The organism is Bosea vestrisii (genome assembly GCF_030144325.1).
Taxonomy (GTDB): Bacteria; Pseudomonadota; Alphaproteobacteria; order Rhizobiales; family Beijerinckiaceae; genus Allobosea; species Allobosea vestrisii_A.
In genome coordinates this window covers 5429016-5453436 of sequence record NZ_CP126307.1, presented here as the reverse complement: position 1 = coordinate 5453436, position 24421 = coordinate 5429016, and the positions used below count along the sequence as shown (strand labels likewise).

Below are 24421 nucleotides of genomic sequence, written 5' to 3'. Positions count from 1 at the left end.
GCTTCGGCTTTCCCCGTTACGGTCGTGCGTGACGGGGAAACGAGGCAGCCCATGCCCGATGATGCCAGCGATATAGCGCGCGCCTGCTACCAGGCCTATGTCGACAAGGACCGGGCCGCGCTCGAAGCCCTCATCGCCGAGGATTTTCATTTCAGCAGTCCGCTCGACAATCGGCTCGATCGCGAGACCTATTTCGAGCGCTGCTGGCCGAACAGCGAACGCATCCGTTCCTGCACGATCAAGCACCTCATACCGATCGGCGAGACGGTCTTCGTCAACTATGAGGGCGAAGGCATTGGCGGCAAGGGCTTCCGCAATACCGAAATCCTGACGATCCGTAACGGCAAGATCGTCGAGGTCGAGGTTTACTTCGGCTGGTCGCTGCCGCATCCGGCGCCGGACGGAAGCTTCGTCGAGCCCAACGAGCTTACCGAATAGGCTCACGCTTTTGGCGCGCTATGCGCCAGTCTTCAGGATCCGCGCCTTGTCGCGATTCCAGTCGCGGGCCTTCTCGGTCTCGCGCTTGTCGTGCAGCTTCTTGCCCTTGCCGAGGCCGAGCTCGACCTTCGCCCTGCCCTTGTCGTTGAAATAGACCTTGAGCGGGATGACGGTGTAGCCCTCGCGCTGGATCGCGCCCATCAGCTTGTCGATCTGACGACGGTGCAGCAGCAGCTTCCGCGGCCGGCGGACATCATGGTTGAAGCGGTTGGCTTCGAGATATTCCGGGATATGGGCGTTGAACAGGAAGAGTTCGGTGCCCATCGGCCCGGCATAGCTTTCGCCGATCGTTGCCCTGCCGCCGCGCAACGACTTGATCTCGGTGCCCTGCAGGGCGATGCCGGCTTCGAGCGTCTCGGTGATGGCATAGTTGTAGCGCGCCTTGCGGTTATCAGCCGCAAGCTTGTAGCGCTCTGGATCTGGCTTGCTCATCAGGACACTCCGGCACCGGCGCTCGCAAGACTGCGGGGCCGATCACCTCACTTAAGCATTCAACAGGCCGGCGTGAACCATGGCGCTGCGGATGACGTCACCGGTCGCCGGCGTAACCGGCATCAGCGGCAGACGGAGCTCTTCCTCGATCCGGCCGAGGCGCTTCAGCCCATGCTTGGCACCGGCGAGGCCCGGCTCCTTGAAGATGGCGTCGTGCAGCGGCACCAGCCGGTCCTGGATCTTCAGGGCCCCGGCGTAATCGCCCTTCAGCGCGCACGCCATCAGCTCGGCGCAGAGCTTGGGCGCGACATTGGCGACGACCGAGATGCAGCCATGGCCGCCAGCGGCCATATAGGCGAGCGCCGTCATGTCCTCGCCCGAGAGCTGGATGAAGTCCGGCCCGAGCACATGGCGCTGCTGCGAGACGCGGGCGAGATTGGCGGTCGCGTCCTTCACCCCGGCGATGTTCTTGAGCTCATAGAGCCGCGCCATGGTCTCGACCGACATGTCGACCACCGAGCGCGGCGGGATGTTGTAGATGATGATCGGGATGCCGATCGCATCGTTCACCGCCTTGAAGTGCTGGTACATGCCCTCCTGGGTCGGCTTGTTGTAATAGGGAGTGACCACGAGCACGGCCTGGGCGCCCGCCTTCTCGGCGTGCTTTGCCAGCGAGATCGCCTCGATGGTGTTGTTCGAGCCGGCGCCGGCAATCACCGGCACCCGGCCCTTCGCCTGGTCGAGCACGATCTCGGTGACGTGGCCGTGCTCCTCATGGCTGAGCGTCGGGCTCTCGCCGGTGGTGCCGACCGGAACCAGCGCCGAAGAACCATTCTCGATCTGCCAGTCGACGAGGGCGCGCAGCGTCGCTTCATCGATCTTGCCGCCTTTGAATGGCGTCACCAGCGCGGGCATCGAACCGGTGAGGGGCGCATGCTTGGTCATGGACGGTCCTGAAAACGACAAAGTTCGGCGTGAAACGGGCGACAGACATAGCCTTTCAGCCGCAGTCCGCAAAGCCGGCAACCCATCAAAAATCGTGGCGGCATGGTTAGGACTTCATAAAGCTCCATCCGGGAGCATGGTCTACTGCTACGATCCGGCTTGCCGGAGCATGTTCCGCAAAAGTGGAATCCACTTTTGCGATCAGAACATGCTCCAACTTGTACAGTTGCGCGATTTCTTTCGTTCGACCGTCCCGGTCGAACGGAAAGCGCGCTAGGGGGCCCCCTTGATGGCGCTATCGCCGGGCCGACGGTTCTTTGGAACCGGCCTGACGCTCATTCTGGTGGCTGTCGGACCCTGCTCAGCGGGCCCTGACGGCTCGCATCCGTTGCAGGAAGAGCGCCTGGCAAGTGTCAATGCGAGTGTCGACACCGGCAATGCGAGTGTCGATGTCGGCGTGACCGCATCGCTCGCGCCGCAGACCGAGCCGCCCGCATCGCCTGTGCCACCGGCCGTGATCGCCCGGCCGGAGGAGCGCATCGATCTCGAACCGCTGAAGAAAGTGGTCGCGGCCTATCGGGCCGGCAAGCTTGAGGACGGCGACGCCATCGCCCGCGGCATCGACGACAAGGCGGTGCGCGGCATGCTGGAATGGGTCGCGCTGCGCAGCCTGTCCAATGTCGTGAGCTTCGAGCGCATCGCCGAATTCCTCGACGCCTTCCCGAACTATCCCGGCACGACGCCATTCCGCCGACGGGCCGAAGCAGCGCTGGTCAACGACCGGCGCAGCCCCGAGACCGTGCGCGCCTTCTTCCACGGCCGCGAGCCGATCAGCCCGGCCGGGCGCATCGCGCTTGCCCGCGCCCTCGCCGCCGAGGGCCGCCAGGACGAGGCGCTGGCGCTCGCCCGACGGACCTGGCTCAAGGACCATCTCGGCGCCGGACTCGAGAAGATCGTGCTCGACAATTTCGGCGACAAGCTGACCGTGGCGGACCATCGCCTGCGCACCGAGCGCTATCTCTTCGCCGGGAAGAGCGAGGAGGCGCTGCGCAATGCCGCCCGCGTCTCGCAGGACTATGTCGCACTGGCCAAGGTCCGGCTCGCCAGCGCCAAGGCGAAGGGGCCGATCGCGCAGAAGCAGATCGACGCCGTGCCGGCCGCCCTGAAGAAGGACATCTCCTTCGCCTTCCTGCAGGCGCAGCAGGCACGGCGCTCCGGCAAGCCGACCGATGCGGCCAAGGCGATGGCCGAGGTGCCGCGCGATCCCGCTTTGCTCGGCGACGGCGATGGCTGGTGGGAAGAGCGCCGGCTGATCGCCCGCAAGCTGCTCGACGACGGCGATGCCAAGGGCGCCTATGCGGTCGCGTCCGGCCACGGCGCTGAGGACACCGCCGAGCGTATCGACGCCGAATGGCACTCCGGCTGGATCGCGCTCCGCTTCGAGAAGGACGCCGAGCGGGCGGCAAAGCATTTCGCCGAGGCGGCCAAGGTCGCGGAGACGCCGATCTCGGTGGCGCGCGCCACCTATTGGCAGGGCCGCGCCGCCGACGCGCTCGGCAAGATCGACGAGGCGAAGGCCTTCTATGCCCGCGCCGCCGAGCACCCGATCGCCTATTACGGCCAGCTCGCCCGCGCCCGGCTCGGCCTCGTCGACCTGCCGGTGCGGCGCACCATCGCGGCACCGCTGGCGCATCTGCCCGGCTTCAAGGCGGCCAAGCTGCTCTATGCGATCGAGGCACCTGATCTTGCCGGCCAGTTGTTGATCGACCTGTCGCAGCGCCTGCACGATACCGCCGCGCTCGAGGCCATCGCCGACATCGCCCGCCAGCGCGGCGACGCCAAGACCCTGCTCACCATCGGCAAGATCGCGCTGCAGCGCGGCTTCCCGCTCGACGAGGCCGCCTTCCCGACCTTCGGCGTGCCGGACTTCCCGTCGGTGGGCGACCCGATGGAGCGGGCCATCGTCCACGCCATCGCCCGGCAGGAAAGCGCCTTCGACCCGGCCGCGGTTTCGCATGCCGGCGCGCTCGGGCTGATGCAGATGATGCCGGCGACGGCACGCGAGACGGCGCGGCGGGCGCAGTTTCCCTTCGAGCTCGACCGGCTGACCAAGGACCCGCTCTATTCGGCGAAGATGGGCGCAGCCCATCTCAACGACCTGCTCGGTGACTGGCGCGGCTCCTATATCCTGACCTTCGCCGCCTACAATGCCGGCTCGGGCAATGTGAAGAAGTGGATCGCCGCCTATGGCGACCCGCGCTCGCCCGAGGTCGACGCGGTCGACTGGGTCGAGCGCATCTCCTTCACCGAGACGCGCAATTATGTGCAGCGGGTGATGGAGAACCTGCAGGTCTACCGCCAGCGCCTCAACCAGCGCACCGCCTACATGATCGACTACGATCTGAAGCGCGGCGGCAAGCGCGACTGAGCGCCGGACCTCTTCTATTCCGCTACCAGCCTGGCATGCGCCCGCACCGGGAAGGTGCCCATGCCCTTGATTTTCGGCGGAACGGCGGAGAAGCGGAAACCGGAGGCCGGCAGCTGCGAGAGCCCGGTCAGATGCTCGACGATCGGAATGTCGGCTCCGAGCAGGACGGAGTGGACCGGCCGCGTCCCACCGCGGGTGTCGTCGATGTTGAGCGAATCGATCCCGACCAGCACGGCGCCCTGGTCGCGCAGATAGAGGGCCGCCTTCTCGGTCAGGAAGGGATGCCCTTCAAAATAGGCTTCCGTGCGCCAATGCCGGTCCCAGCCGGTGTGGACGAGTACGGCATGGCCGCTGCACGCGACCGGGACGAAATGGTGCCAGTCGATCGCCCGTTCCGCAGCACCCTCCACCCGGACCACAACGGCCGGCACATCCGCGACACGCCGCAGCTGCAGCCCTGCCAGATCGTGGCCCGTGGCGTAGCGGTGGAAAGGCATGTCGATATAGGTGCCGGTATTGGCGACCATGTCGATGCGGCCGATCTGGAACTCGGTGCCCTCGGCATAGATCTCGCGCGACCTTTCCCGGGAAAGATGATCACAGATCAGCGGCGCGGGCAGGCCCTTATAGGTGATCATCCCCGATTCGATCGTATGGCTGAGATCGATAAAAAGCCCGTCGAGGCCTTGCACCACCGCGTCCTGCGACTGCGCCGCCCGCTTGTGGCGTTCCGCGATGACCTGCTTGTTGAGGATGCGGACCTCGCCGACCATCAGCAAGCGCAGGTCCCGGATGATGTAGGCGGCGAGCTCGTCGTCGGCGATGTCGTCGCCGTCGATGTCGAGACGAAAATCCTGCCCCTGGATGCCTCCCCCATTGGAGAAGACCACCTCGAAATCGAAGCAGACCCGCTTGTCCGTCATGTCACCGCTCGCCGCTGATCGTGATGCATGCCAACCCAGCGCATGCCCCAACGGCATTGTCCATGCGGGCTCCTGCAAGGCTCGTTATGCAGGCCGGCATAGTCACGGACCAGGTCTCGCGACGGCTTTCGTGTCGGTTGCGGCCATGGTTAGGTACGCCGTGCCCGCCCTGCCTTCCGAGTTCCCCCGCATGAATTCCGATACCGGCTTCCGCTCCCTGTTCATCGGCGCCCGCGACGGGCTGAAGCTGCATGTACGTGAATACGGACCGCAAGCCGCTTCTCTGCTGCCGATCGTCTGCCTCGCCGGACTGGCGCGCACCTCTGCCGACTTCCATGAACTCGCACTGGCACTCTCGGAGGATGGGCCAAGGCGGGTGCTGGCGCTCGACTATCGCGGCCGCGGCCGCTCCGACTATGCCAAGGACTGGCGCGACTACGACATCCGCATCGAACTCGACGATCTCATGCAGATGCTTGCGGCAACCGGCGTCGGGGAAGCCGTCTTCGTCGGCACCTCGCGTGGCGGGCTTTTGACCATGGCGCTGGGGGCGGCGCGACCTGCAGCGATCCGCGGCGTGGTGCTCAACGATGTCGGGCCGGTGATCGACGCGCGCGGGCTGCTGCGCATTCGCGGCTATGTCGGCAAGCTGCCGACGCCGCGCAGCTTCGCCGAGGGCGCCGAGATCCTGAAGCGGCTGTCGGACCAGCAGTTCCCACTCTTCGGCGCAGCCGAATGGGAGGTGATGGCGCGCCGGACCTGGACCGAGCGCAATGGCGCGCTGGTGCCGGACTACGACCCCCGCCTGCTGAAGACGCTGGAAGAGCTCGACCTCGAAGCGCCGCTGCCCGAGCTCTGGCCCTATTTCGCAGCGCTGAACCATGTCCCGGTGCTGGCGATCCGCGGCGAGAACTCCGACCTGCTGGCCGAGAAGACGCTGGTCGAGATGGGCACCCGCCATCCGCGCTGCGAGACCTTCACCGCGCCGGGCCAGGGCCACGCGCCCCTGCTCGGCAGCAAGGACATGGTCCGCCGCATCGGCCGGCTGATCGCGAAGGCCGAGAAGCAGGCGGCCTGAGCAGGCGCGTTCCCTATCGCTGCCTTGCCTGCAGCGGCAGGGCGTCGAACAGCGACGGCTCGGCGCTGGTGCGCGCCCTCTCGATCGTCAGGATCTTCAGCTTGGTCTCGACGCCGCCATCGGCCGAGAAGCCGCCGGTCTTGCCGCCCGCGGCGAGCACGCGATGGCAGGGCACGATGATCGGAATCGGGTTCTGGCCGAGCGCCACGCCGACGGCCCGCGCCGCACCGGGCTCGCCGATCCGCGCCGCGACCTCGCCATAGGTCAGCGTCTCGCCGGGCGGGATCGCCAAAGCGACGGCGTAGACGCGGCGATTGAACTCCGGCGTCGCCGAGAGATCGATCGGCAGGTGCGCGAGATCACGCCGTTCGCCGGCGAGCAGGGCGACGACATCGTCGATCGCCTGCTGCACGAAGGGCGGCGGCTCGGCCTCGGCCGCATCGGGGAAACGCTTCGCAAGGCGGCGCCGGGCCGCATCCTCGTCCCGCTCAGGCAATTGCGCCGCAATGATGCGATCGCCCTGCCAAACCAAAGCGCAGGAGCCGATTGCTGTGGTGAAGAGACAAATGTTCTGCATGGGTCGAAGGCTAGCGCAAATGCCGCCCGTGCGGCACCCGCTTTCTGCCAGCAGGCGGTCAAGTCCAGAGCCGTTCCTTCTCCAGTCCCTTGTAGAGATCCGCCACCTGCTCGGCATAGCCGTTGAACAGCAGCGTCGGCTTGCGGTCGCGCGAGCCCAGCACCTGCTCGCTCGCCTGGCTCCAGCGCGGATGCGAGACTTCCGGGTTCACATTAGCCCAGAAGCCGTATTCGGATGCCTGCAAACCCTCCCAGAAGGTCTTCGGCCGTTCGGCGACGAAGCTGATCTTGCTGATCGATTTCACCGACTTGAAGCCGTATTTCCACGGCGTGATCAATCGTAGCGGCGCGCCATGCTGGTTCGGGATCGGCTTGCCGTAGATGCCGGTCACCATCAGCGCCATCTCGTTGGTCGCCTCGGCGATGGTCAGCCCCTCGGTATAAGGCCAGGGATACCAGCGCTGCGACTGGCCCGGCGCGACCTTCGGGTTCATGAAGGTCTGCATCTGGACGTATTTCGCCCCCGACAGGGGCTTGGCCAGCGCGACGAGCTGCTTCAGCGTGAAGCCCGTCCACGGCACCGCCATCGACCAGGCCTCGACGCAGCGGAAGCGATAAAGCCGCTCCTCCAGCGTGACCTTCCGGATGAGGTCGTCGATGCCGATCTCGAACGGCTTCTCGACCAGCCCGTCGATCGTGATCGTCCAAGGCCGGGTGACCAGCCTTTTGGCCGAAGCAGCCACCTCCTTCGAGGTGCCGAACTCGTAGAAATTATTGTAGTTCGCCGCCAGCTCCTCGTCCGTCACTGGCCGGTCGAGCGTGTAGGCCGCGTTGCGCTTGGCCGGGTAGAGGTCAAGCGTTGGATCGGCTCCTTGCGCTTGGGCGTCCTGCGACAGGGCAGCTCCAGCGATAAGACCGGCACCACCGGCGAGCCATTGCCGCCTGTTCAGGAAGACGGCCTCGGATGTCGCCTGGCTCTCGGGAATTTCCCAGCCGGCGCGGCGCTTGATCAGCATGACGGACATACTCCGTTGCAACGGAGTATGTTTAGTCGATTTGGCACCTGCCTACCAAGTCACGAGGGGGAGAGCAGCTCTCCCCCTCGCTTGGGGATCACAGCAGACCGGCCCTTCTCAGACCGGCAGATCGGCGAAACGCTTGGCGTACTCCGCCTCCAGCCCTGCGATCTTCGACCAGAAGCCGCGCGGTGGATCGCCGGCGAGCTTGTCTTCAAGGATACCGAGATGGGCGTGCCAGCCGCCGGAGACATCGGTCATCTCCGCCTTGTTGGCGAGCTTGCGATGCGTCAGCACCAGCTTGACCTTGTCGCCCTCGGGCGTGAGCTCGAAGGTCACCTCGGAGGTGGCGCTCCCCTCGCCCGGCCAGGTCATCGCCAGCGCGGTCATCGGCTCGTAGCGCGTGACGGTTCCCTTAGAGGGCCAACCCTTGTCGTTCATTTCGCGATAGCGCCCCGGCGGCCGCTCGCTGGTGATTTCCGAATGCTTGAACAGGAGATCGACCGTGCCGCCGACGCGTGGCTCGAGCTGGCCGGAGGCCAGCCAGGTGCCGCGCTTGTCGGAGTCGGTGAGATAGGACCAGACCCGTTCGACCGGACCGGGCAAAAGGCGTTCGAAGCGGACAGCGCCGCTCTCCAGTACCACGCCATACTCGTTCATGACTGCTCTCCTTACTCGTCTTCGGGCTTTGCGAGTTCTCGTTCCAGGCGGTCGAGCCCGGCATTCCAGAAGCCGCGGACCTGCCTGACCCAGGCTTCGAAGGCATCAAGGCCTTCCGGATCGAGCCGGTAGATGCGGCGCTGGCCACTGACCTCGACGCTCACCAGCCCCGCCTCCTTGAGCACCTTGAGATGCTGCGAGATCGCCGGCGCACTCATGCCGAACTGCGCCGTGATCTCGCCAGCCGCCATGGCGTGCTGGCCGAGCATCTCGACGATGCGACGGCGGGTCGGGTCGGCAAGAGCGGTGAAGCGATCCATGCATCTTATTTAGCTATTCACTTAATTAAGTCAATACGAAATTAAAGACCGCAGATGCGCGCCCTCCCCCTTGCGTGTGCGGGCTTGCCCTTGCGCGCACGACGGGTCATGAGAAGCGCCTTTCCCGCCTCATTCGTCAGATCATGCCCTCCCGAAACGCCACCCTCGCCGGCATCCTGATGATGCTGCTCGGCATCCTGCTGTTCTCGCTCAACGACGTGATGGGGAAATGGCTGGTCGCGACCTATACGGTCGGCCAGATCCTGTTGCTGCGCTCTGGCGCCGCCCTGCTGGCGATCATTCCCTTCGTGGTGAAGCAGGGCCTCGGTCGCACGCTCCGGCCCGAGCGGCCGGGCCTGCAGGTCCTGCGCGTCACGCTCGGCTCCTGCGAAGTCGCGCTGTTCTACTGGGCGGTGTCCTATCTGCCGCTCGCCGACACGATGACGCTCTGGCTGGCGGCACCGGTCTGGGCCGTCGTGCTGGCGGCGTTGCTGCTCGGCGAACGGGTCGATGCCGGGCGCTGGCTCGCCGTGGTCGCCGGCTTCGTCGGCGTCGCGATCGCGCTCAACCCGTCGAGTGAGAGCCTGTCCCTGCCGGCGATCATCGCGCTGATCGGCAGCTTCTCCTTCGCCGCGATGATGATCATCGGCCGGCAATTGCGCGGCACGCCCGACGTGACACTGGTCTTCTGGCAGACATTCGGCGCGCTGGTGATGGGCCTGCTGCTCCTGCCCTTCGGCTGGGTGACACCGAGCGTCCCCGATATCGGCCTGCTCAGCCTGCTCGGTATCGTCGCCATGGTCGCGCATCTCTGCGTCACCCGCTCGCTCAAGCTGGCTGAAGCCTCGGTCGTCGTGCCCTATCAGTACACGCTGATCATCTGGGCGCTGGTCTTCGGCTGGTTCGTCTTCGGCGACTGGCCAAAGCCCGCCATGCTGTTCGGTTCCGCCCTGATCATCGCCGCCGGACTCGCTTTGCTCGTGCTCGAAAGGCGTGCAGGCAACTCGGCCTCTGAGAACGCCAAGGAGCGTGTTACCGTCGAGCAGAACTGATCCGGAGGCGCGATGGCCGAGGCTGACAAACCGCCCGATTTCTGGAGTTGGCTCGGCGCCGCGATTTCCCTCGTCCTCGGCCTCTGGCTGCTCATCGCCGGCCTGCGCACCCTGCCGCTGGCGCGCGGCGATCTCCTGGTCGCCGACCATGTCGGCCCGATCAATTACAGCGCGCCGCTGATGCGCGTCAGCTCGGGGCGCAGCGGTTCGACCACCTACCGGACCCAGGACATTCCGCTGGTCGCGCTCGGCGACAACCAGCAGATCTACCGCCAGCGCTATTACCGGCCAGCCCGCGGCCTCTGGGTCGACGGAATCGATCGGCTCGACTCCGGCCAGCAGGTCCGCTTCCTCGTCGATCCGCATCGTCAGCTGGTCTACGAGGCGACCTCGCGCGGCAAGACCTTCCTCGCCTACGACGCCACCGCTGAGACGCTGACCAGCGGCGCGCGGCGCGCGTTCCTATTCGGCTTCGCCCTGCTCGGCAGCGTCGCCTGGCATCTCTGGCCGCTGGCGTCGCGCTACTGGCGGGAGCGGCAGGCCGCCAACTCGCCAACGCCCTGACCGCGCTTTTCGGAGAGCTGTCCTGCGTCGGCGGCGGGACGCTGGGGCTGGCGCCCTTACGCCGGGCGCGCCACAAATCTCAAGCCCGCCCGACAGGTTGCGCGGGCGGGAGGACTTCATGGCGACGATCACCTATCTGACCACGGTGCAATTCGGCTTCGGCGAGCTCAAGGCCATAGCACCGGGCCTGACCGACCTGAAGATCGCGCGACCGTTGATTGTCGCCGATCGCGGTCTGGCGGCGACCGACTTGATCGACCGGCTGCGTGCCGCCTCGCCTGTGCTCGGCAATGCGCCGCTCTTCGTCGATACCCCGACCAATCCGACCGAGGAGGCCGTCGAGGCCGCGGTCGCGCTCTATCGCGAGCATGGCTGCGACGGGCTCGTTGCCATCGGCGGCGGCTCGCCGATCGATCTCGCCAAGGGCGTCGCCCTGCTCGCCAGCCATGACGGCCCGCTCGAGACCTATGCCGCGATCCTCGGCGGCATCCCGAAGGTCACGAGCAAGGTCGCGCCGGTGATTGCCGTGCCTACCACCGCAGGCACCGGCAGCGAGGTCGGCCGCGCCGCGCTGATCACGCTGAAGGACGGTCGCAAGCTCGGCTTCATCTCGCCCTACCTGATCCCGAAGCTCGCCATCTGCGATCCCGAGCTGACGCTCGGCCTGCCCGCGGGTCTCACCGCCGCGACCGGCATGGACGCGCTCACCCACTGCATCGAGACCTACTTAAGCCCGCGCGAGAACCCACCCGCCGAGGCGATCGCGCTCGACGGGCTGAAGCGCGCCGCCGGCCATATCGAGCGCGCCACACGCGACGGCTCTGACCGCGAGGCACGCAAGGAGATGCTGATGGCGGCCCTGCAGGGCGGCCTGACCTTCCAGAAGGGCCTCGGCGCCGTCCATGCCCTCTCACATCCGCTCGGCGGCCTGAAGCAGGTCTCGCTGCATCACGGCACGCTCAACGCCGTGCTGCTGCCGGCCGTGCTGCGCTTCAATGAAGCGGCAGCAGCGGCGAAATACGCCGAAATCCGCCGCGTGCTCAGCCTGCCCGCCGATGCCGATCTCGCCGGCTGGGTCGCCGGGTTGACGCAGCGCCTCGGCCTGCCGGGGACACTCGCGCAGATGGGCCTGCCGCGCGAGGTCCTGTCCGCGATTGCGGAGGCGGCGACGCAGGACCATTCGAGCGCGACCAATGCGCGGCCTGCGAGCGCAGCCGATTACCTCACGATGCTGGAGGCTTCGTTCGGGTAGCGCCCGGCGATACCGAGCGCAGCGCGGCCGTTCAGCGTTTGCGCTTGCCGCGCTTGCCTTTCACGGCGCGCGAGTGCTCGGTCTGGCCGCCGGCGGCGAGGATCTTCGCCTCGGCCTGCCATTGTTCCGCGACGTCTCGGCCCGGGAAGTCGGTGTGGTGGGCGAGGAAGCGCAATTCGTCCGGGCCGAGCGCGGCGATCTGGTCGAAATGCCAGATGCCGAGGCCATTCAGCTTCTCGGCGATCGCCGGGCCGACGCCATTGATCAGGCCGAGATCATCCGGTTTGCCGCCACGGGCCGCGGGCAGGAGATTGCCTGGGCGCTTGCCTTCGAGCGCCGCGCCGGAGATCGGAACTGACGCGTCAGCCGCCGGTCCCGCCAAGGCCGCGGCCTGCTTCACCCATTCCTCGCGCTCGATTCGGCCCGGGAAAGCGAGATAGGCGCCGACCCAATCGACGTTCTCTGGCGTCCAGGCAGCAATCTGGCTGAAATGCCAGATGCCGAGCACCTGCAGGCGCCCCTCGTTCTGCAAGCCTATGCCTTTGATCAGCTTGAGGTTATCGGCAGCGCCGTGGGCCGTGGGCAAACCGGCCGGGCGCTCGCCGGCGAGTGCATCCTCACCTTCGACCTTGGGCATGAGAGCGGGCTCGGTCTCGCGCGCGCTGGCGGTAACCACCTGTTTGGCCGGCGCCGGAAGTGCCGGAGCGGGCTGGGGTAGCGCAAGGCGCGGCGCGGGCGCAGCGAGCGCCGGAAGCGCTTCGCCTTCGCTGGCGGACAGGCTGCCGATCAGGCAGCCTGCGGCATAAGCGAGCAGCTGGAGCAGTGCCGTCTCGATCCAGAACGCCGCCTGGTCGTTGACCAACCGGAACCAGACCAGCGCTGCCAACGCGGCCCAGAGGATTGTGAGGCCGGCGACGGGGCCGCGCGGGCCGCCTCTCCCACTGAGCCAGCCGAAGACGAGGCCGACCGCGAAGGCGGCAACGAGGAACCAGGCGAACTGGATCGCGAGATAGAGCATCGCCGCCCTCCTACTTCGCCACGGTGAACTGGACGCGGCGGTTCTTCACCCGCGCCTCAGGGTCGCCATGGGCGACCAGCGGCCGCTCGGTGCCGTAGCCCTTGACCTCAAGCTGAGCGGGACCGATGCCGCGACCGATCAGCTCCTCGCGGACGCGCAGCGCCCGGCGGTTCGACAAATCGAGATTGTTGAAGCCGCTTCGCTCACCGTCGAGATTGCTGTGGCCCTCGATGGTGACGCGCGAAGCCGAGCATTGCTTCAGGATGCCGGCAGCTTCGGTCATGGCGCGCTCGGTCACCGGATCGAGCGTCACCACGGCGGTGCCCTGGCCGAACATCACATAGTAGCGCTGGGTCAGCGCATCGAGCTCGTTCTGGCAATTGCTCGGCGGATCGATGACGCAGCCGGTCTGGCGCATGCCGACCTCGGCCTTGCCGGAGAAGCCTTGCGGCAGGCCACTGGCCAGATTGGTTTCGACCTCGTCGCGGATCAGCGCGCGGCAGGTCAGCCCGCGGACATTGACCTCGCGATCGACCACGCTGGCCGAACCAAGATCGAGCCGCAGCAGATCCTGCACGGCCCCGCGCGCCGCGACGCCGAAGCCGGTCGGCGCAGCCGGCAGGACCTCAGTTTCGTCACTGATCCGCCCGCGCAGCGGCGACGCCTCGATCAGCGCCGCGATTGCCTCCTTGGCCGCGGCATCGGGCAGGTAGCCGTTGAGATAGCCGCCCGATTTATCGATCGAAGCCGTGAAGCCGTAACTGCGCAGAGTGAGTGACGGCCGGCCCGAAAGCGAAAGCCCTGCCGGGAGGACCTTGCCTTTCAACGTTTCGTCCAAAGCCTGCCAGCCAGCCTTGTCTGCTGCCGCGCCGGTGAGACTCAAGGTGGATCCGGCCAGCGAGACACCGCCCTGCGCCATCCTGCCGAGGAGACCGAGCGCGAAGCGTGTCGCCTCGCCAAAGGCAGCGCCGCCCCCGCGGGTTATCCTCGAGCACGGTCCGATCGACGACATCGCCGCCAGACAGCGCCGCGCGCGCCGCCTCGAGCGCAGCCGCCTTGGCCGCAGCGTCTGGCGCGGCGCCGGAGAGGACGATGCCGACCTCGGATTTCTCGGCGCGCCATTGCAGCGGTTTCGCCGCGGCGGGCGGCAAAGGCGGCGGTTCGACGATCGCAGTCGGGCTCGGTGCGCTAGGCGCGGGATTGACCGGCGCCTGCGGCGGCGGAGCCGACACCGGCGCGTTCGGCGGCGACGGGGCGGGCGAAGCGGAACTGGTGGGCGGAGCGGGCGTCGGCTCACGCGTCGGCGTCGGTGGTGGCGCCGGCGGGCAGGCGATGCTGGCGAGCGCGACCGAATCGGGACCGTCGCCCTGTGCGATGTTCAGCTTGAGCGCCTCGCAGGCCTCGTAAGTCTCCGGCCCCTGCCCCGAAATGCGATAGCTGCCGCCTTCGATCTCGACCTTGCCGCTGCGCAGGCGGGCGAGATCGGCGATGGCGCGCGCTACCTTGGTGGCGAAAGCTTGCGGCTCGCCGGCGGCTGGCAGCGTGCGATCGGTCACCGCGCCGGCCGCGGGGAAGGCGCGCGCGAGCAGCGCCGCGATCTCGCGGCGCGCCGCGTCGGACGGATAATAGCCCGCGATCGTAACAGCACCGGCCGCGCTTTTCTCAACGCTCCAGCGATAGGGGGTCATCGTCGGTGGACTGAGCGCGCAGTCGACGCGCGTGAAGCCCTTCGGAGCGGCGGTAGACGCGACCTCGCGCAAATTCAGGAAATTCCGCGGCGTCGCGGCAGTGCCTTCGACGCAATATCGGGAATCGTCCAGCGCGACCTTCCCTGCGGAAAGCTGCCCGAGATCGCGCATCAGGCTGCCCGCGAGTTCGGCAAAGCCGGGCGGTGCGCCGAAGGCGACCTTCTGCTGGTCGTCGACCCGCAGCTCCGTACCAAGCGCCCGAGCCGCAGACACGCTCGCGGTCGCAATCGCCTCGTCCGGCACGAAGCCTGACAACGTCACGAGGTTGCCTTGCCGCGTCGCCGACCAGCTGTAGGGCTTCTGCGCAATGACCTGCGTCAAGCCGCCGAGCACACGGCGGACACCGAACTCCGATTGCAGCTGCGCCAGTGCCTTGCTTGCGCCATCGGTCGTGACGGCTTCACCGTCGAGATAGACATCCCGGCCGCTGACCCGAACGGAGACGCCGCGCGCGCCAGCGGCAGCTCCTGCCACCGCGTTTGCCGCAAGCGCCCTGGTTTCGATGTCACGGCGTACGGGTTCGGTGTTCAGGACGTTGGCTGACGCCCAGAGCAAGGCCAGTGGAACAAGCCCCCAGAGCCAACCGGCGTTGCGCGCCATGCCGAAATCCCCGCCTCGTCCCAAGGGTCGCTTGCGCCGAATCCGGACATCCGCGGCCCCCTGTAATCACGCCCCATCGCGGCCCCAAGTCAAGCAAGCGACCACCTCGCCCTTGTGAGAGACAGGCAGGGTTTCCGCGCTGCGGAAACGAAAAAAGCCCCGGGTTTCCCCGGGGCTTTCCTTGAACGATCGGAAGATCGATCAGAAGTCGCGCTGGATGCGGAGACGGCCAGCCCAAGCGTCGTCGGACTTGATCGTGTTCGGACCGCGGCCACCGCCGTCGGTGCCGGCCAGAACGGCCTGCTTCAGCTCGGTGCGGGTGTAGAGAATCTCAACACCGATATCGAGGCCCGAAACCGGCGACCAGATCAGGTTACCAGCAACGATCAGCTCCTTCGGATCAAGCGGACGGGCAACCACGCCCGGGACCGCCTGGTTGGCCAGGGACGTAGCCGAGCTTAAGCTCGGAGTACGACGCGACCAGCTCCGACCGCAGGGTCGGGGTCCAGAAGTGACGCAGAGCGGCGACAACCGACCAGCCGGTGGCAGTCTTGGTGTTGCCGAACACATCGACGCTGATGTCGTTGACGGTCAGCTGAGCGCCCTGAGCAAGGATACGGCCCGAACCGAAGGCGCCGCCCCAGCCGAGGTAACCAAGAGCGCCGTCCGCATAAGCGGCCTGCAGGAACAGTGCGTCGCCAGCCGCAAGCATCGGCAGGTTGACCTTCACGCCGCCCTGGACAGCGAAGCCCCACTCGTCCTCGTTCCGAACGCCGAGAGCAACGTTGTTCACGCTACGCTGGGTGAGAGCGGCCGACAACTGAGCCGAACCCCAGCCCTGATCGACGCGCAGCGAGGCGACGACATCGGGGAAGTTCGTGCCGAGCAGCGTCGAGGCGCCACCGGGGGAGACAACGCCGTTCTCGCGGCCACCGGTGCCGGTGATGCGGTCTTCGAGCGAGATCGTCGCCGAGAAGCCCGAACCGAAGGTAGCGGTGTAGGCCAACAGGTTGAGACGCGAGTCAGCCGTACGGACCGTCGAGAACGTCCAGTCGTTGGCGTAGAAGTCGAAGAACGACTGAGCGCGACCGGCGGTGATCGGGCCGAACTGGATGAAGGCCAGATCGAGGTTCGAAGCGGTCGAGTTGGAGGTCAGGCCACCGGCAGCGACAGCAGCGTTCGAACGACCAGCGCCCGGGGACACGATGCCCTGGTTGCCGCCGACCGTGCTGTTGTAGAAGCCGGAGCTGACGGTCAGCTCATAGCGGAAGAAGGTGCGCAGCGTGCCATAGGCAGTCGCGGTGCGGGCGTCGACGTTCAGACGACCGCGCGAGCGGGAGCCGTAGCCGTCGTTGGTGTCGCCGTAACGCGAACCGATGGTGTACTCAGCGCGAACACGACCACCGACGCGAAGGCAGGTGTCGGTGCCCGGGATGTAGAAGAAGCCCGCGCCGTAAGCGGAGCAAACGCGAACGTATTCGACCGGTGCGGCCTTCCGCGAAGGAAGGTCGGCGGCCTGTGCCCCGGCAACCGCGGCGATGCCGGCGGCGGAACCGAGGAGGAGGCTCTTTACGAGCTTCATTTGATAACCTCCAAAAGAGTTTCGAGACCCTCGGGCTTCGGCGTGTCCCTTGCCGGCGGCCCCAGGAGACCAAACCGGCGAACCCGCCTATCCCGGTCTTTCGCCCGCGTCCCCGAACCGTTCGGAGGCGAAGACGAAAAACAGCGACCGGGAACGTCCCGCCGCACAGTCACCATTACGAATGCCCGGCCGCCGATCAACCATGATCACGCCACAGTCCCCGCCGTTGACCCGCTTTGCCCCCCGGTGTTGCACCTCGGCCACGCTTTGAGGGTCGAACTTAAGAGAGCGTTAACCGCATAGGGCCGTTTGCAGACTTCCAGAGCCGCCTATCGGCCATTCCGGCTGCGAATCTGCGGCGTGATCTCGACGATCGAGTCGGAGCGTCAGTATTCCCACTCGGCCCCGACACCGACCGCGGCGCTGCCATCGGCATTGGTCTCGGCCTGGAGCTTCAGGCGGCGGGTCACGTCGATGCCGACGGAGACGCCGCTGTCCTCCGGCTTCGCGCCGGCCTTCACGCCAAGCGTGATGTTGTCGGTGAGCGCGCGCGAGACACCGACCGTCGGCCCGCCCGGCCCCATTTGGACATCGAGGTTGTCGACGCCGAGCGAGCGACGGATGCGCTCGAAGACATCGTCGCCGCCCGCGCCGGAGAACTGCGCCGCGGTCTGGGCAAGCTGCAGCGCCTGGAAGGGCGAGAGCGAGCCGGAAGCGCGGGCGAAGAGCAGGCGCGAGAGCACCTCGTCCGGGGGCAGCTCGGGCGAGGAGGAGAAGGTGAATTCCGGCGCCGACGCCTCGCCGGAGATGATGATCCGCGCGGTGACGTCGGCGGCGCGGGTCTCGGCGACGAAGTCGAGCGTCGGCATCACGTCGCCGGAGAAGGTGATGCGGCCACGGCTGAAGTCGAGGCGCTGGCTGGCGAGGCTGAGCCGCCCGCGCCGGAGATCGAAGCCACCGGTCAGCGCTGGCGCGGCAGAGGTGCCGCCGACGCGCAGATCGCCGCCGAGCTCGGCATCGATGCCGCGGCCACGAATGAAGACGCGCCCCGGTGCCGAGACGGCAATGTCGAGCACGGCATCGAAGGCCGGCGCACGGCCGCCCTTGCGCGCCGCGACGGCGCGAGCCTTGCGCTCGGCGGCGAGGCGAGCCGCAGCCTGTCCCTTGGCGTTGACGTGGCGGATGCCGTCGACCGGCCGCGAGCTCGACGGCAGGCGGTCCGGCACGGCGACCTCGATGGTCGCGACATCGACGCGCCCGGCGATTCGCGGCCGCTGCGCCAGCGGACCCGCCAGCTCGAGATTGAGATCGGTGACTGCCCTGACGAGACCGCTGTCGACGAGCTGGGCCCGCTTGCCCTCGATGCGAATCGTGCCGGGGAAGCCAGCCTCAGGATCGAGTTTGACATTGCCGCGGGCCGAGAGCGTGCCGCCGCCCGGTGTCTGCGCCGCAAAGCGCTCGATCACGAGTTCGGGCCCATTGGCCGCGACGCGCGCTTCGAGCCCGGTCAGCTTCACGCCCTGAAGAGCGTCGTTGAAGCTGCCGCCGGAGAGGGTCGCGCCGCCGGAGAAGCGCGGCGCAGCGAGCGTGCCGCCGGCGCGCAGGTCGAGCGCGAGCTGGCCGGTCAGCCGCCTGCCGTCGGCGGCGAGCTGGGTGTTGGCGAGCGCGGCATCGGCTCGGCCTTGAACAGAAAGGTCGAGCGCGCCGTCACCACCGAGCGGCGCGGTACCCTTGGCGGTCACGCTGACGAAGCGGCCGGCGTTCAGGCTGGCGTCGAGACTGGTCTGACGCCCATTGAGCGCGCCTTGTCCGGCGATCTCGATCGGCGGCAGGCCGGCGGAGCGGGTCTGGGGAGCGACGAGGCGGGCGATGCGGACGCGCCACGGGCCTGTCGGCGCTTCGGGCGTGCCCTTGATCGTCGCCTCGGCATCGAGCGTGCCGGAGAGATCGAGCGTCGGCGAAGCCAGGCGCGCGGCCGAGAGCGGCACGTTCTGCGCGGCGAAGCGCAGATCGAGCGCCCTGCCGGCCTCGCCATCGAGCGTGATCCGGCCGCCATCGAGCGCGATGGCAAGGTCGCGGATCGCGACGCCGCCATCGATCGCGGTGAAGCTCGCCGGCTTCGCCAGCGCGATCCGGCGGCCGTCGCGGGTGGCCGTGAAGCTGGCGAGATCGAAGCGCAAGGGATCGGCGACCGAGAGCCGGCCCTTGGAGGCCAGCGAGAAGCCGCGCGCCGTGGCGTCGAGGCTGATGTCGCTGGCGTCGGAGGCGCCGGTCGAGACCAGTCGGATCGCGCTCACCGGTTCACCGACGATGACAGCGCGGTCAATCTGGACATTGCCATTGATCAGCGGCTTGCGCAGCGCATCGGCGATGGCGACCGCGGCATCGAGCCGGTCAATCGAAAGACTAGGCGCAACAAGCTTCTGGGCGTTGGCCTTCAGATCGAGATTCTGGCCGCCATTGGGGCGCGTGAGCTTGAGATCGGCCTCGATGCGGCCACCCAGCTTTGTCAGCGCCAACGCCGAGAGATCGTCGAGATTGCGAGCGGCGAGCTTGAGAGTGCCGTCGGCGAGATTGGCGCCGTCGAGATCGAGCGTGCCGTTGAGGGCGGCCGACCCGATCGCGATGTCGAGCTGCGGCAGGCTCCAGCCGCCGCTGTCTCCCTTCGCGAATCGCAGGGTTCCCGTCGCCGGCTTGCCCTCGATCTCGCCGGACAGGCGCGCATCGCCGGACAGCATCCCTTGCAGATCGCGGAGATTGGCATCGAGTGCCAGACGCGGCACCGGCCGGCCGAGCGCGGTCGCATTGGTGATGCCCGCCTTCAGCCTGGCGTCGAGCTTGTCGAGCGGGCCGGTCAGCGTCGCATCGAAAGCGCCCTGCCCCGACAGTTTCGGATCGGCACGGCGCAGATCTGGAATCGCAATGTTGGCGCGCAGGCTCGACCCTTGCGCGGCGAGCGCGCCGTCGGCCGTCGCCGCGACATGGGTTCCGGCAATGCGCAGGCCGTTGACGATGAGGCCGCCGCTGCCCGGCACCCTGACCTCGCCGCCGAGCGTGAGCTTGCCGGCGAGCAGCCGGTCGAGCGCCTCCTGGCCGAGCGTCAGTGCTTCGGCCCCACCATCGAGCTTGACGGCGTAGAGTCGTTTCTTCGGCTCGGCGTCGACATCGGCGCTGACGGCGGCCGAGCCCTTGAGCGGGCGGCCGGCGAGCATGCTGAGCCGCGAGAGATCGGGCAACCGCGCCTGCACCTTGCCGAGGATGCGAGCCGGATCGAGACGGCCGGCATAGCCGAGCTCCGCTCCGCCGAAGCTGAGCCTCAACGTCTCGAACTCGCCGCCCCCGCCTTCTGAAGCGGTGCCGCGCAAGGTGAAGCGCAGGCGGTCGCCGATGAAGCGCGCGAGCCCGGGATCAGCGAGAGCGACCCCGGAGGCCTCGCCATCGGAGACCAGCACGGTGCGCGTCGCCGGATCGTTGAGGGCGCCGGTCGGCGTCGCGGTGAAGGTGAAGTCGAGCTTGCCGAGCTTACCGGCCGGAACGCTCGCGCCCTCCGCCTGCAGGCTGGCGTTGATACGCGGGCCGGCGGCCGGGCCCTTGATCGTCGCGTCGAAGGCGAGCTTGGCGATCTCGGCGCCGGAGGCGACGGTACGGCCCTCGGCATTGGGGCGGGCGGCGGCAGTGATCTTGAAATCGAGATTTTTGTCGGCGCCGTAGCGCCCGCTGACGTCGAGCCGGGCCAAGGCCGAGACCAGCGTCATCTGGTCGACGGAGACGGCTCCGCTATCGGGTAGACCGACAGTGCCGTCGAGCCGGGTCGAGCCCTCGAACACTGGCGCGACCGGCGGTGGCATCAGGCCGGCGATACGCGAATCGAGCGCGAGCAGGAGCAGCCTGCCTGCGCCTTGGCGGCTGAGATCGGCGGTGCCGTTGGCGCCGATGGTCGGGCCGGCGGTAAAGGCGAGCGTTGCGCGGAAACGATCGAGCGGGCCATCGCCGGTGAGGTCGAGCTTGACTGGCGGCCTATCTGGCAGGTCGGCGATGGTCGAGATCAGTCCGCCCGCCGGCTCGTCGAGCTTGAGCGCGAGCTGGAGCTGCGTCGACTGCGGCACGAAGCGCAGGTTGACGTCGAGCGTGCCGCCCATGTCGAGCCGGCGCCCGGCAAGCCGGAAATCGAGCCCCTCGTTCGGTGGGCCGAGGCGGGCCGCGCCGGTCGCCGAAAGCCTGGCGGGCGCGCCGATCACGGTCGGGCCCAGCGCCAGCTCACCGAGCTGGAAGGCCTCGATGATCACCTTGAGCGGCAATTCGGGCAGGATCGGCCCGGCATTGGCCTGCGCCGCGGCAGCGGCGGGATCCGGCAGCGGCTTGCGCAGGATCTCAAGCTTGCCGATCTCGAGCCGATTGACCTCAAGCCGGCGCAGCAGCAGCGCCGAGCGAGTCCAGACCAGCCGGGCGCGGTCGAGTCGCAGCCAGGGGCCATCGCGATCGGAAATGACGATGTCGCGGATGGTCGCGTCGGAGGAAAGCGCACCGTCGACCGCGCCGATCGAGACCTGGCTGCCATCAGTCGTGAGCGCCTTCGAGATCAAATCGGCGATGACGCCGCGATCGCCGGCGTTCTGCGCGAAACCGCCGAGGCCGGTGACCAGGACCAGCGCCGCGGCGATGACGAGCGCCGCGAGTCCGGCAAGAAGTCGAGAGATGCGGAGCGCGCCCATCAGAAGGCCTGCCCGATGCTGATATAGAGAGCGACCGGCTTGTCGCCCTTGCGCGGGTTGAGCGGGGCGGCGACGTCGACGCGGATCGGCCCGATCGGCGTGTAGTAGCGCAGGCCGAGGCCGGCGGCGTACTGCATCTTCTCCTTGAAGTTCGGGATCTGCGACTCGAAGGCCATGCCGGCGTCGAAGAACGGCACGATGCCGATGGTGTTGGTGATCTTGATGCGGGCCTCGACCGAGGCCTCGAACAGGCTGCGCCCCCCGGTCAGCCGATTGAGCGGGCCGAGTGGCGAGAGCGTGCGATAGGCATAGCCGCGTACCGAGCCACCGCCGCCGGCATAGAAGCGCCGTGTCGCCGGCACCTCGTCGAGGGCAGCGCCGGCGATCGAACCCAGCCCGATCCGGCCGGCGAGCACGTAGCGGGCATCCTCGTCGAGGGCGTAATAGCCGGAGACCGATGCTTTGCTCTGGATGAAGGGCGCGTCGCTGTCGCCGAAGGCGGCATAGGGCGTGACCGAGGCGGCGACCCTGATGCCGCGGGTCGGGTCGAGCTGGCTGTCGGTCGAATCGTAGCGCAGCGACAGCGGCACGCCGAGCAGCATGTAGTCGACCTGGCCGAGCACGTCGCTGGTCTGGCCACGCTCGGCCTCGATGCCGGCCTGGATCGAGAAGACGTCGCTGAAGCGGTGGCGGATGGTGGTGGTGATGTTGGCGTAGCGCGCCGTGTAGCCACCATAGCGGTTGGTGCCGACGCGCTCGCGCACGCCGCTCGCGTCGATCAGGAGGTCGTTGCGGCTGCCGCCGAGCGCCGGCTTCAGGAAGCTCGCCGAGAAGCGGGCGCCGAGATCGGTCGGCTCGAAATCGCCGAAGCGCTGGACCTTGGTGCCGTCGATGCGTGGCGCGAAGAAGACGGACGCTTCGAGCCGCAGGCGCTCGGCGCCGCCGAACAGGTTGCGGTGTTCCCAATAGGTCTTCACCGCCGGGCCATCGATCGTCGAATAGCGGGCGGAGAAGCCGAGCAGGCGCTTGGGCCGTTCGTTGACCTCGACGAAGATCGGCAGATTGCCGGCCTGGTCGAGCGTGGTGCTTTCGCGGATGCGCACCGAGCCGACGGCAGGGATCGTCGCGATCGACTTGCGCGTATCCGTCAGCGCCTTGGGCGAATAGGGCTCGCCCGGCTCGAGATAGATGAAGGAGCGGATCACCTCGGCCGGAATGTCGCCGGTCTCGGTGACCGAGACGTCGCCGAAGCCGGCGACGGGACCGGGATCGACCACGAGTGCGACGTCCATCGTCTTGGCGGCATGGTCGACGACCGGGCGGACCTCGACGACCCGGGCGAGCGGGCGGGACTTGCCACGCCAGTAATCGACCAGCGCGGCCTGAGCCGCCCGGATCGACGAGGAGGTCGCGGGCGCGCCGGGCACGAGGCCCGAGACCTTGCCAGGGTCGGGAATCACCGCGGTCGGATCGCGACGGGCGCCCGGAACGATGTCGACATTGCGCAGCGAAAAGAGCGGCCCGGGGTCGACCGTGACCACGACTGGCGCCGGGGCGCGGTTGCGATAGCGCTCCGCGGCCGGGGCGAGGCCCGGCGGTGGCTCGCCGGCCTGTGTCACCGCGACACCATCGACCGCGATCGCGACCTGCGCATTGAAATAACCCTGGGCCCAGAGCGCATCGATCAGCGGATTGATGTCGGCGGCGGCGCGGCGGGCCAGAGTCTCGCCGTCCGGTGGCGCATCCTCGCGCAGGCGATAGAGCAGAGAGGCGTCCTGCAGGCTACGCTTCAGCGCGCTGGCATCGGGCACATCGCCGAGCTCGAACTTGAGCTCGTAAGGAACTGTCGCCTCGCTGACCGGCGGCGGCTTGTCCTTGCTGCCGAAGAGATTGAAGACGTCGAGCGATGACAGGTCGAAGGCATGCGCAGGCGAGACATCACCGACAAGAATCGCCGCGAAAGCGCAGACGCCCCCGCCAGCTAGTCCGATCCCCCGCCTCCGCCATGACCGCATCAAACCTCCAACCCCACTCAACTAAAACGCAGCGAATGCGTTGATTTTGTGATCGCGCCTCCAATTGATCACAATTCGACGCTCGGGATTAGCGCACGTTCAACCGAAAACCTGAACGAACCGTTGGCCATCCGGACTTTACCGAACGACCAACGATCGGATCGCTGCCTGATCTCAGTCGCCCTGCTCGGCCAGCGCGAAGGAGATCGCCGTGACCGGGTCGAGACGGGCAATCACTGGCCCGACCGTCGGCGCAAGCACGCCGCCGCAGAGGCTGCCGGTGGTGATGATCTGGCCGGCCTTGAGCGGGCCGAGCGGCCCCTCGACCGGACGGTTGGCCCAGGCGAGCGCGGTGACCAGCGGGTCGCCATTGGCGTGCAGCGCCTGGCGCTCATAGAGCACGTCGCCGTCGAGCTCGACCGTGCAGGTCAGTGCCGGAACGTCGTCGAAGATGCTGAAAGGGACCTCGGGGCCGATGAGGTAGCCGCCATGGCCCATGGCGTCGGCGAGCCAGAGCGGGAACGGCACATTGGTCCAGTCGGCGATGCGGCTCTCGACGATCTCGATGCCGACAAGGGCGGCGTCGCAATGCTCGATCAACTCTTCGCGCGTGTAGGGCTGGCCGGGCCGCAGCGGCATGTCGCGCCCGAGCCGGATGGCGAGCTCGATCTCGACGCGCAGCTCGGCGCCGTGCACGCCGCGATAGGTGTCGCCGGATTTGAGCCAGGGGCCAGGCATCAGCCCAGCCATCGGCCGGCCGCCCTCGCCAAGCGAGACCTTCCAGCCGGCGAGCGGATAGCCCATGCCCTGGTTGACCTCGGCCTGCGCCGCGAAGCCGGCGTCGACATCGGCGGGAACCGGCAAGGTCGCGATATCGATCAGCTTGTGGCCACGGCGAGCGCCGATGAAGGCGCCAGCAAGAGTCTCGGTCGTCACAGCCATGGTCGTCTCGTCCCTGTCGCCATCGCGGCGGCTGCCCGCCGCCTCATGCTCTCTGGCTAC

21 protein-coding genes are annotated in these 24421 nt (G+C 67.7%); 6 read left to right on the top strand and 15 right to left on the bottom strand.

The genetic code is table 11. The features are described 5' to 3' along the window. Positions 1-51: 51 nt before the first annotated feature. Positions 52-438: a nuclear transport factor 2 family protein gene (locus tag QO058_RS26855; RefSeq protein ID WP_284169271.1), complete on the top strand. Its 387-nt coding sequence runs from the start codon at positions 52-54 to the stop codon at positions 436-438. A gap of 18 nt (positions 439-456) precedes the next feature. Here QO058_RS26855 and smpB read toward each other — a convergent pair whose 3' ends face one another. Together smpB and dapA are read right to left on the bottom strand one after the other, a co-directional pair. Then, positions 457-930, bottom strand: a complete 474-nt coding sequence (smpB, locus tag QO058_RS26850) for an SsrA-binding protein SmpB (protein ID WP_126112700.1) — start codon at positions 928-930, stop codon at positions 457-459. 51 nt (positions 931-981) lie between these two features. Next, positions 982-1875: a 4-hydroxy-tetrahydrodipicolinate synthase gene (gene dapA / locus QO058_RS26845; protein WP_284169270.1), complete on the bottom strand. Its 894-nt coding sequence runs from the start codon at positions 1873-1875 to the stop codon at positions 982-984. A 457-nt stretch (positions 1876-2332) separates the two neighbouring features. Here dapA and QO058_RS26840 point away from each other — a divergent pair, with 457 nt between their 5' ends. Continuing rightward, entirely contained in the window at positions 2333-4303 is a 1971-nt protein-coding gene (locus QO058_RS26840) for a lytic transglycosylase domain-containing protein (protein ID WP_284169269.1), read from the top strand. A 14-nt stretch (positions 4304-4317) separates the two neighbouring features. On the opposite strand, the gene QO058_RS26835 is transcribed toward QO058_RS26840, so the two are convergent. Then, on the bottom strand, positions 4318-5226 hold the full coding sequence (locus QO058_RS26835; protein WP_284169268.1) for a cyclase family protein: 909 nt from the start codon (positions 5224-5226) through the stop codon (positions 4318-4320). A 190-nt stretch (positions 5227-5416) separates the two neighbouring features. Here QO058_RS26835 and QO058_RS26830 point away from each other — a divergent pair, with 190 nt between their 5' ends. After that, the gene (locus QO058_RS26830) at positions 5417-6304 is read left to right on the top strand and encodes an alpha/beta fold hydrolase (protein WP_284169267.1); all 888 of its coding nucleotides are present in this window, start codon (positions 5417-5419) and stop codon (positions 6302-6304) included. Positions 6305-6317: 13 nt separating this feature from the next. On the opposite strand, the gene QO058_RS26825 is transcribed toward QO058_RS26830, so the two are convergent. From QO058_RS26825 to QO058_RS26810, 4 genes are all read right to left on the bottom strand, one after another. Further along, positions 6318-6881: a methylated-DNA--[protein]-cysteine S-methyltransferase gene (locus tag QO058_RS26825; protein ID WP_284169266.1), complete on the bottom strand. Its 564-nt coding sequence runs from the start codon at positions 6879-6881 to the stop codon at positions 6318-6320. A 58-nt stretch (positions 6882-6939) separates the two neighbouring features. Then, positions 6940-7896: a protein-methionine-sulfoxide reductase catalytic subunit MsrP gene (msrP, locus tag QO058_RS26820; protein ID WP_284169265.1), complete on the bottom strand. Its 957-nt coding sequence runs from the start codon at positions 7894-7896 to the stop codon at positions 6940-6942. A 117-nt stretch (positions 7897-8013) separates the two neighbouring features. Next, the gene (locus tag QO058_RS26815) at positions 8014-8556 is read right to left on the bottom strand and encodes an SRPBCC family protein (RefSeq protein WP_284169264.1); all 543 of its coding nucleotides are present in this window, start codon (positions 8554-8556) and stop codon (positions 8014-8016) included. An 11-nt stretch (positions 8557-8567) separates the two neighbouring features. Beyond that, complete coding sequence (locus tag QO058_RS26810; RefSeq protein WP_284169263.1) at positions 8568-8876, bottom strand: ArsR/SmtB family transcription factor; 309 nt, start codon at positions 8874-8876, stop codon at positions 8568-8570. 143 nt (positions 8877-9019) lie between these two features. On the opposite strand from QO058_RS26810, the gene QO058_RS26805 reads away from it, so the two are divergent. From QO058_RS26805 to QO058_RS26795, 3 genes are all read left to right on the top strand, one after another. Further along, entirely contained in the window at positions 9020-9928 is a 909-nt protein-coding gene (locus QO058_RS26805) for a DMT family transporter (protein ID WP_284169262.1), read from the top strand. A gap of 12 nt (positions 9929-9940) precedes the next feature. Next, the gene (locus QO058_RS26800; protein ID WP_284169261.1) at positions 9941-10492 is read left to right on the top strand and encodes a hypothetical protein; all 552 of its coding nucleotides are present in this window, start codon (positions 9941-9943) and stop codon (positions 10490-10492) included. Positions 10493-10610: 118 nt separating this feature from the next. After that, the gene (locus QO058_RS26795; protein ID WP_284169260.1) at positions 10611-11744 is read left to right on the top strand and encodes an iron-containing alcohol dehydrogenase; all 1134 of its coding nucleotides are present in this window, start codon (positions 10611-10613) and stop codon (positions 11742-11744) included. A 31-nt stretch (positions 11745-11775) separates the two neighbouring features. Here the strand turns inward: QO058_RS26795 and QO058_RS26790 are convergent, their stop codons facing one another. The 8 genes from QO058_RS26790 to QO058_RS26755 form a co-directional block, all read right to left on the bottom strand. Next, positions 11776-12762 (bottom strand): hypothetical protein, encoded by a 987-nt coding sequence (locus QO058_RS26790; protein ID WP_284169259.1) that lies wholly within the window; start codon positions 12760-12762, stop codon positions 11776-11778. Between the two features lie 10 nt (positions 12763-12772). Beyond that, entirely contained in the window at positions 12773-13588 is an 816-nt protein-coding gene (locus tag QO058_RS26785; protein WP_284169258.1) for an OmpA family protein, read from the bottom strand. After that, positions 13497-15110 (bottom strand): hypothetical protein, encoded by a 1614-nt coding sequence (locus QO058_RS26780; protein ID WP_284169257.1) that lies wholly within the window; start codon positions 15108-15110, stop codon positions 13497-13499. The genes QO058_RS26785 and QO058_RS26780 overlap by 92 nt, the downstream gene beginning before the upstream one ends. A 201-nt stretch (positions 15111-15311) precedes the next feature. Continuing rightward, a complete protein-coding gene (locus tag QO058_RS26775; protein ID WP_284169256.1) occupies positions 15312-15530 on the bottom strand; it encodes a hypothetical protein in 219 nt (72 codons plus the stop codon). After that, positions 15511-16692, bottom strand: coding sequence for a porin (locus QO058_RS26770; RefSeq protein WP_284169255.1), 1182 nt, complete (start codon positions 16690-16692; stop codon positions 15511-15513). The genes QO058_RS26775 and QO058_RS26770 overlap by 20 nt, the downstream gene beginning before the upstream one ends. Positions 16693-17078: 386 nt before the next feature. Then, on the bottom strand, positions 17079-21404 hold the full coding sequence (locus tag QO058_RS26765) for a translocation/assembly module TamB domain-containing protein (protein ID WP_284169254.1): 4326 nt from the start codon (positions 21402-21404) through the stop codon (positions 17079-17081). Continuing rightward, complete coding sequence (locus QO058_RS26760; protein WP_284169252.1) at positions 21404-23419, bottom strand: autotransporter assembly complex protein TamA; 2016 nt, start codon at positions 23417-23419, stop codon at positions 21404-21406. Before QO058_RS26760 ends, QO058_RS26765 begins: the two co-directional genes overlap by 1 nt. A 174-nt stretch (positions 23420-23593) precedes the next feature. Next, on the bottom strand, positions 23594-24361 hold the full coding sequence (locus QO058_RS26755; RefSeq protein WP_284169251.1) for a fumarylacetoacetate hydrolase family protein: 768 nt from the start codon (positions 24359-24361) through the stop codon (positions 23594-23596). Between the last annotated feature and the right edge of the window lie 60 nt (positions 24362-24421).

Bases quoted from the DNA above. Each gene is read 5' to 3' on its own strand.
- QO058_RS26855 (WP_284169271.1), top strand. From the start codon at position 52: ATGCCCGATGATGCCAGCGATATAGCGCGCGCCTGCTACCAGGCCTAT.
- smpB (WP_126112700.1), bottom strand. From the start codon at position 930: ATGAGCAAGCCAGATCCAGAGCGCTACAAGCTTGCGGCTGATAACCGC.
- dapA (WP_284169270.1), bottom strand. From the start codon at position 1,875: ATGACCAAGCATGCGCCCCTCACCGGTTCGATGCCCGCGCTGGTGACG.
- QO058_RS26835 (WP_284169268.1), bottom strand. From the start codon at position 5,226: ATGACGGACAAGCGGGTCTGCTTCGATTTCGAGGTGGTCTTCTCCAAT.
- QO058_RS26830 (WP_284169267.1), top strand. From the start codon at position 5,417: ATGAATTCCGATACCGGCTTCCGCTCCCTGTTCATCGGCGCCCGCGAC.
- QO058_RS26825 (WP_284169266.1), bottom strand. From the start codon at position 6,881: ATGCAGAACATTTGTCTCTTCACCACAGCAATCGGCTCCTGCGCTTTG.
- msrP (WP_284169265.1), bottom strand. From the start codon at position 7,896: ATGCTGATCAAGCGCCGCGCCGGCTGGGAAATTCCCGAGAGCCAGGCG.
- QO058_RS26815 (WP_284169264.1), bottom strand. From the start codon at position 8,556: ATGAACGAGTATGGCGTGGTACTGGAGAGCGGCGCTGTCCGCTTCGAA.
- QO058_RS26810 (WP_284169263.1), bottom strand. From the start codon at position 8,876: ATGGATCGCTTCACCGCTCTTGCCGACCCGACCCGCCGTCGCATCGTC.
- QO058_RS26805 (WP_284169262.1), top strand. From the start codon at position 9,020: ATGCCCTCCCGAAACGCCACCCTCGCCGGCATCCTGATGATGCTGCTC.
- QO058_RS26800 (WP_284169261.1), top strand. From the start codon at position 9,941: ATGGCCGAGGCTGACAAACCGCCCGATTTCTGGAGTTGGCTCGGCGCC.
- QO058_RS26795 (WP_284169260.1), top strand. From the start codon at position 10,611: ATGGCGACGATCACCTATCTGACCACGGTGCAATTCGGCTTCGGCGAG.
- QO058_RS26790 (WP_284169259.1), bottom strand. From the start codon at position 12,762: ATGCTCTATCTCGCGATCCAGTTCGCCTGGTTCCTCGTTGCCGCCTTC.
- QO058_RS26780 (WP_284169257.1), bottom strand. From the start codon at position 15,110: ATGGCGCGCAACGCCGGTTGGCTCTGGGGGCTTGTTCCACTGGCCTTG.
- QO058_RS26770 (WP_284169255.1), bottom strand. From the start codon at position 16,692: ATGAAGCTCGTAAAGAGCCTCCTCCTCGGTTCCGCCGCCGGCATCGCC.
- QO058_RS26765 (WP_284169254.1), bottom strand. From the start codon at position 21,404: ATGGGCGCGCTCCGCATCTCTCGACTTCTTGCCGGACTCGCGGCGCTC.
- QO058_RS26760 (WP_284169252.1), bottom strand. From the start codon at position 23,419: ATGCGGTCATGGCGGAGGCGGGGGATCGGACTAGCTGGCGGGGGCGTC.
- QO058_RS26755 (WP_284169251.1), bottom strand. From the start codon at position 24,361: ATGGCTGTGACGACCGAGACTCTTGCTGGCGCCTTCATCGGCGCTCGC.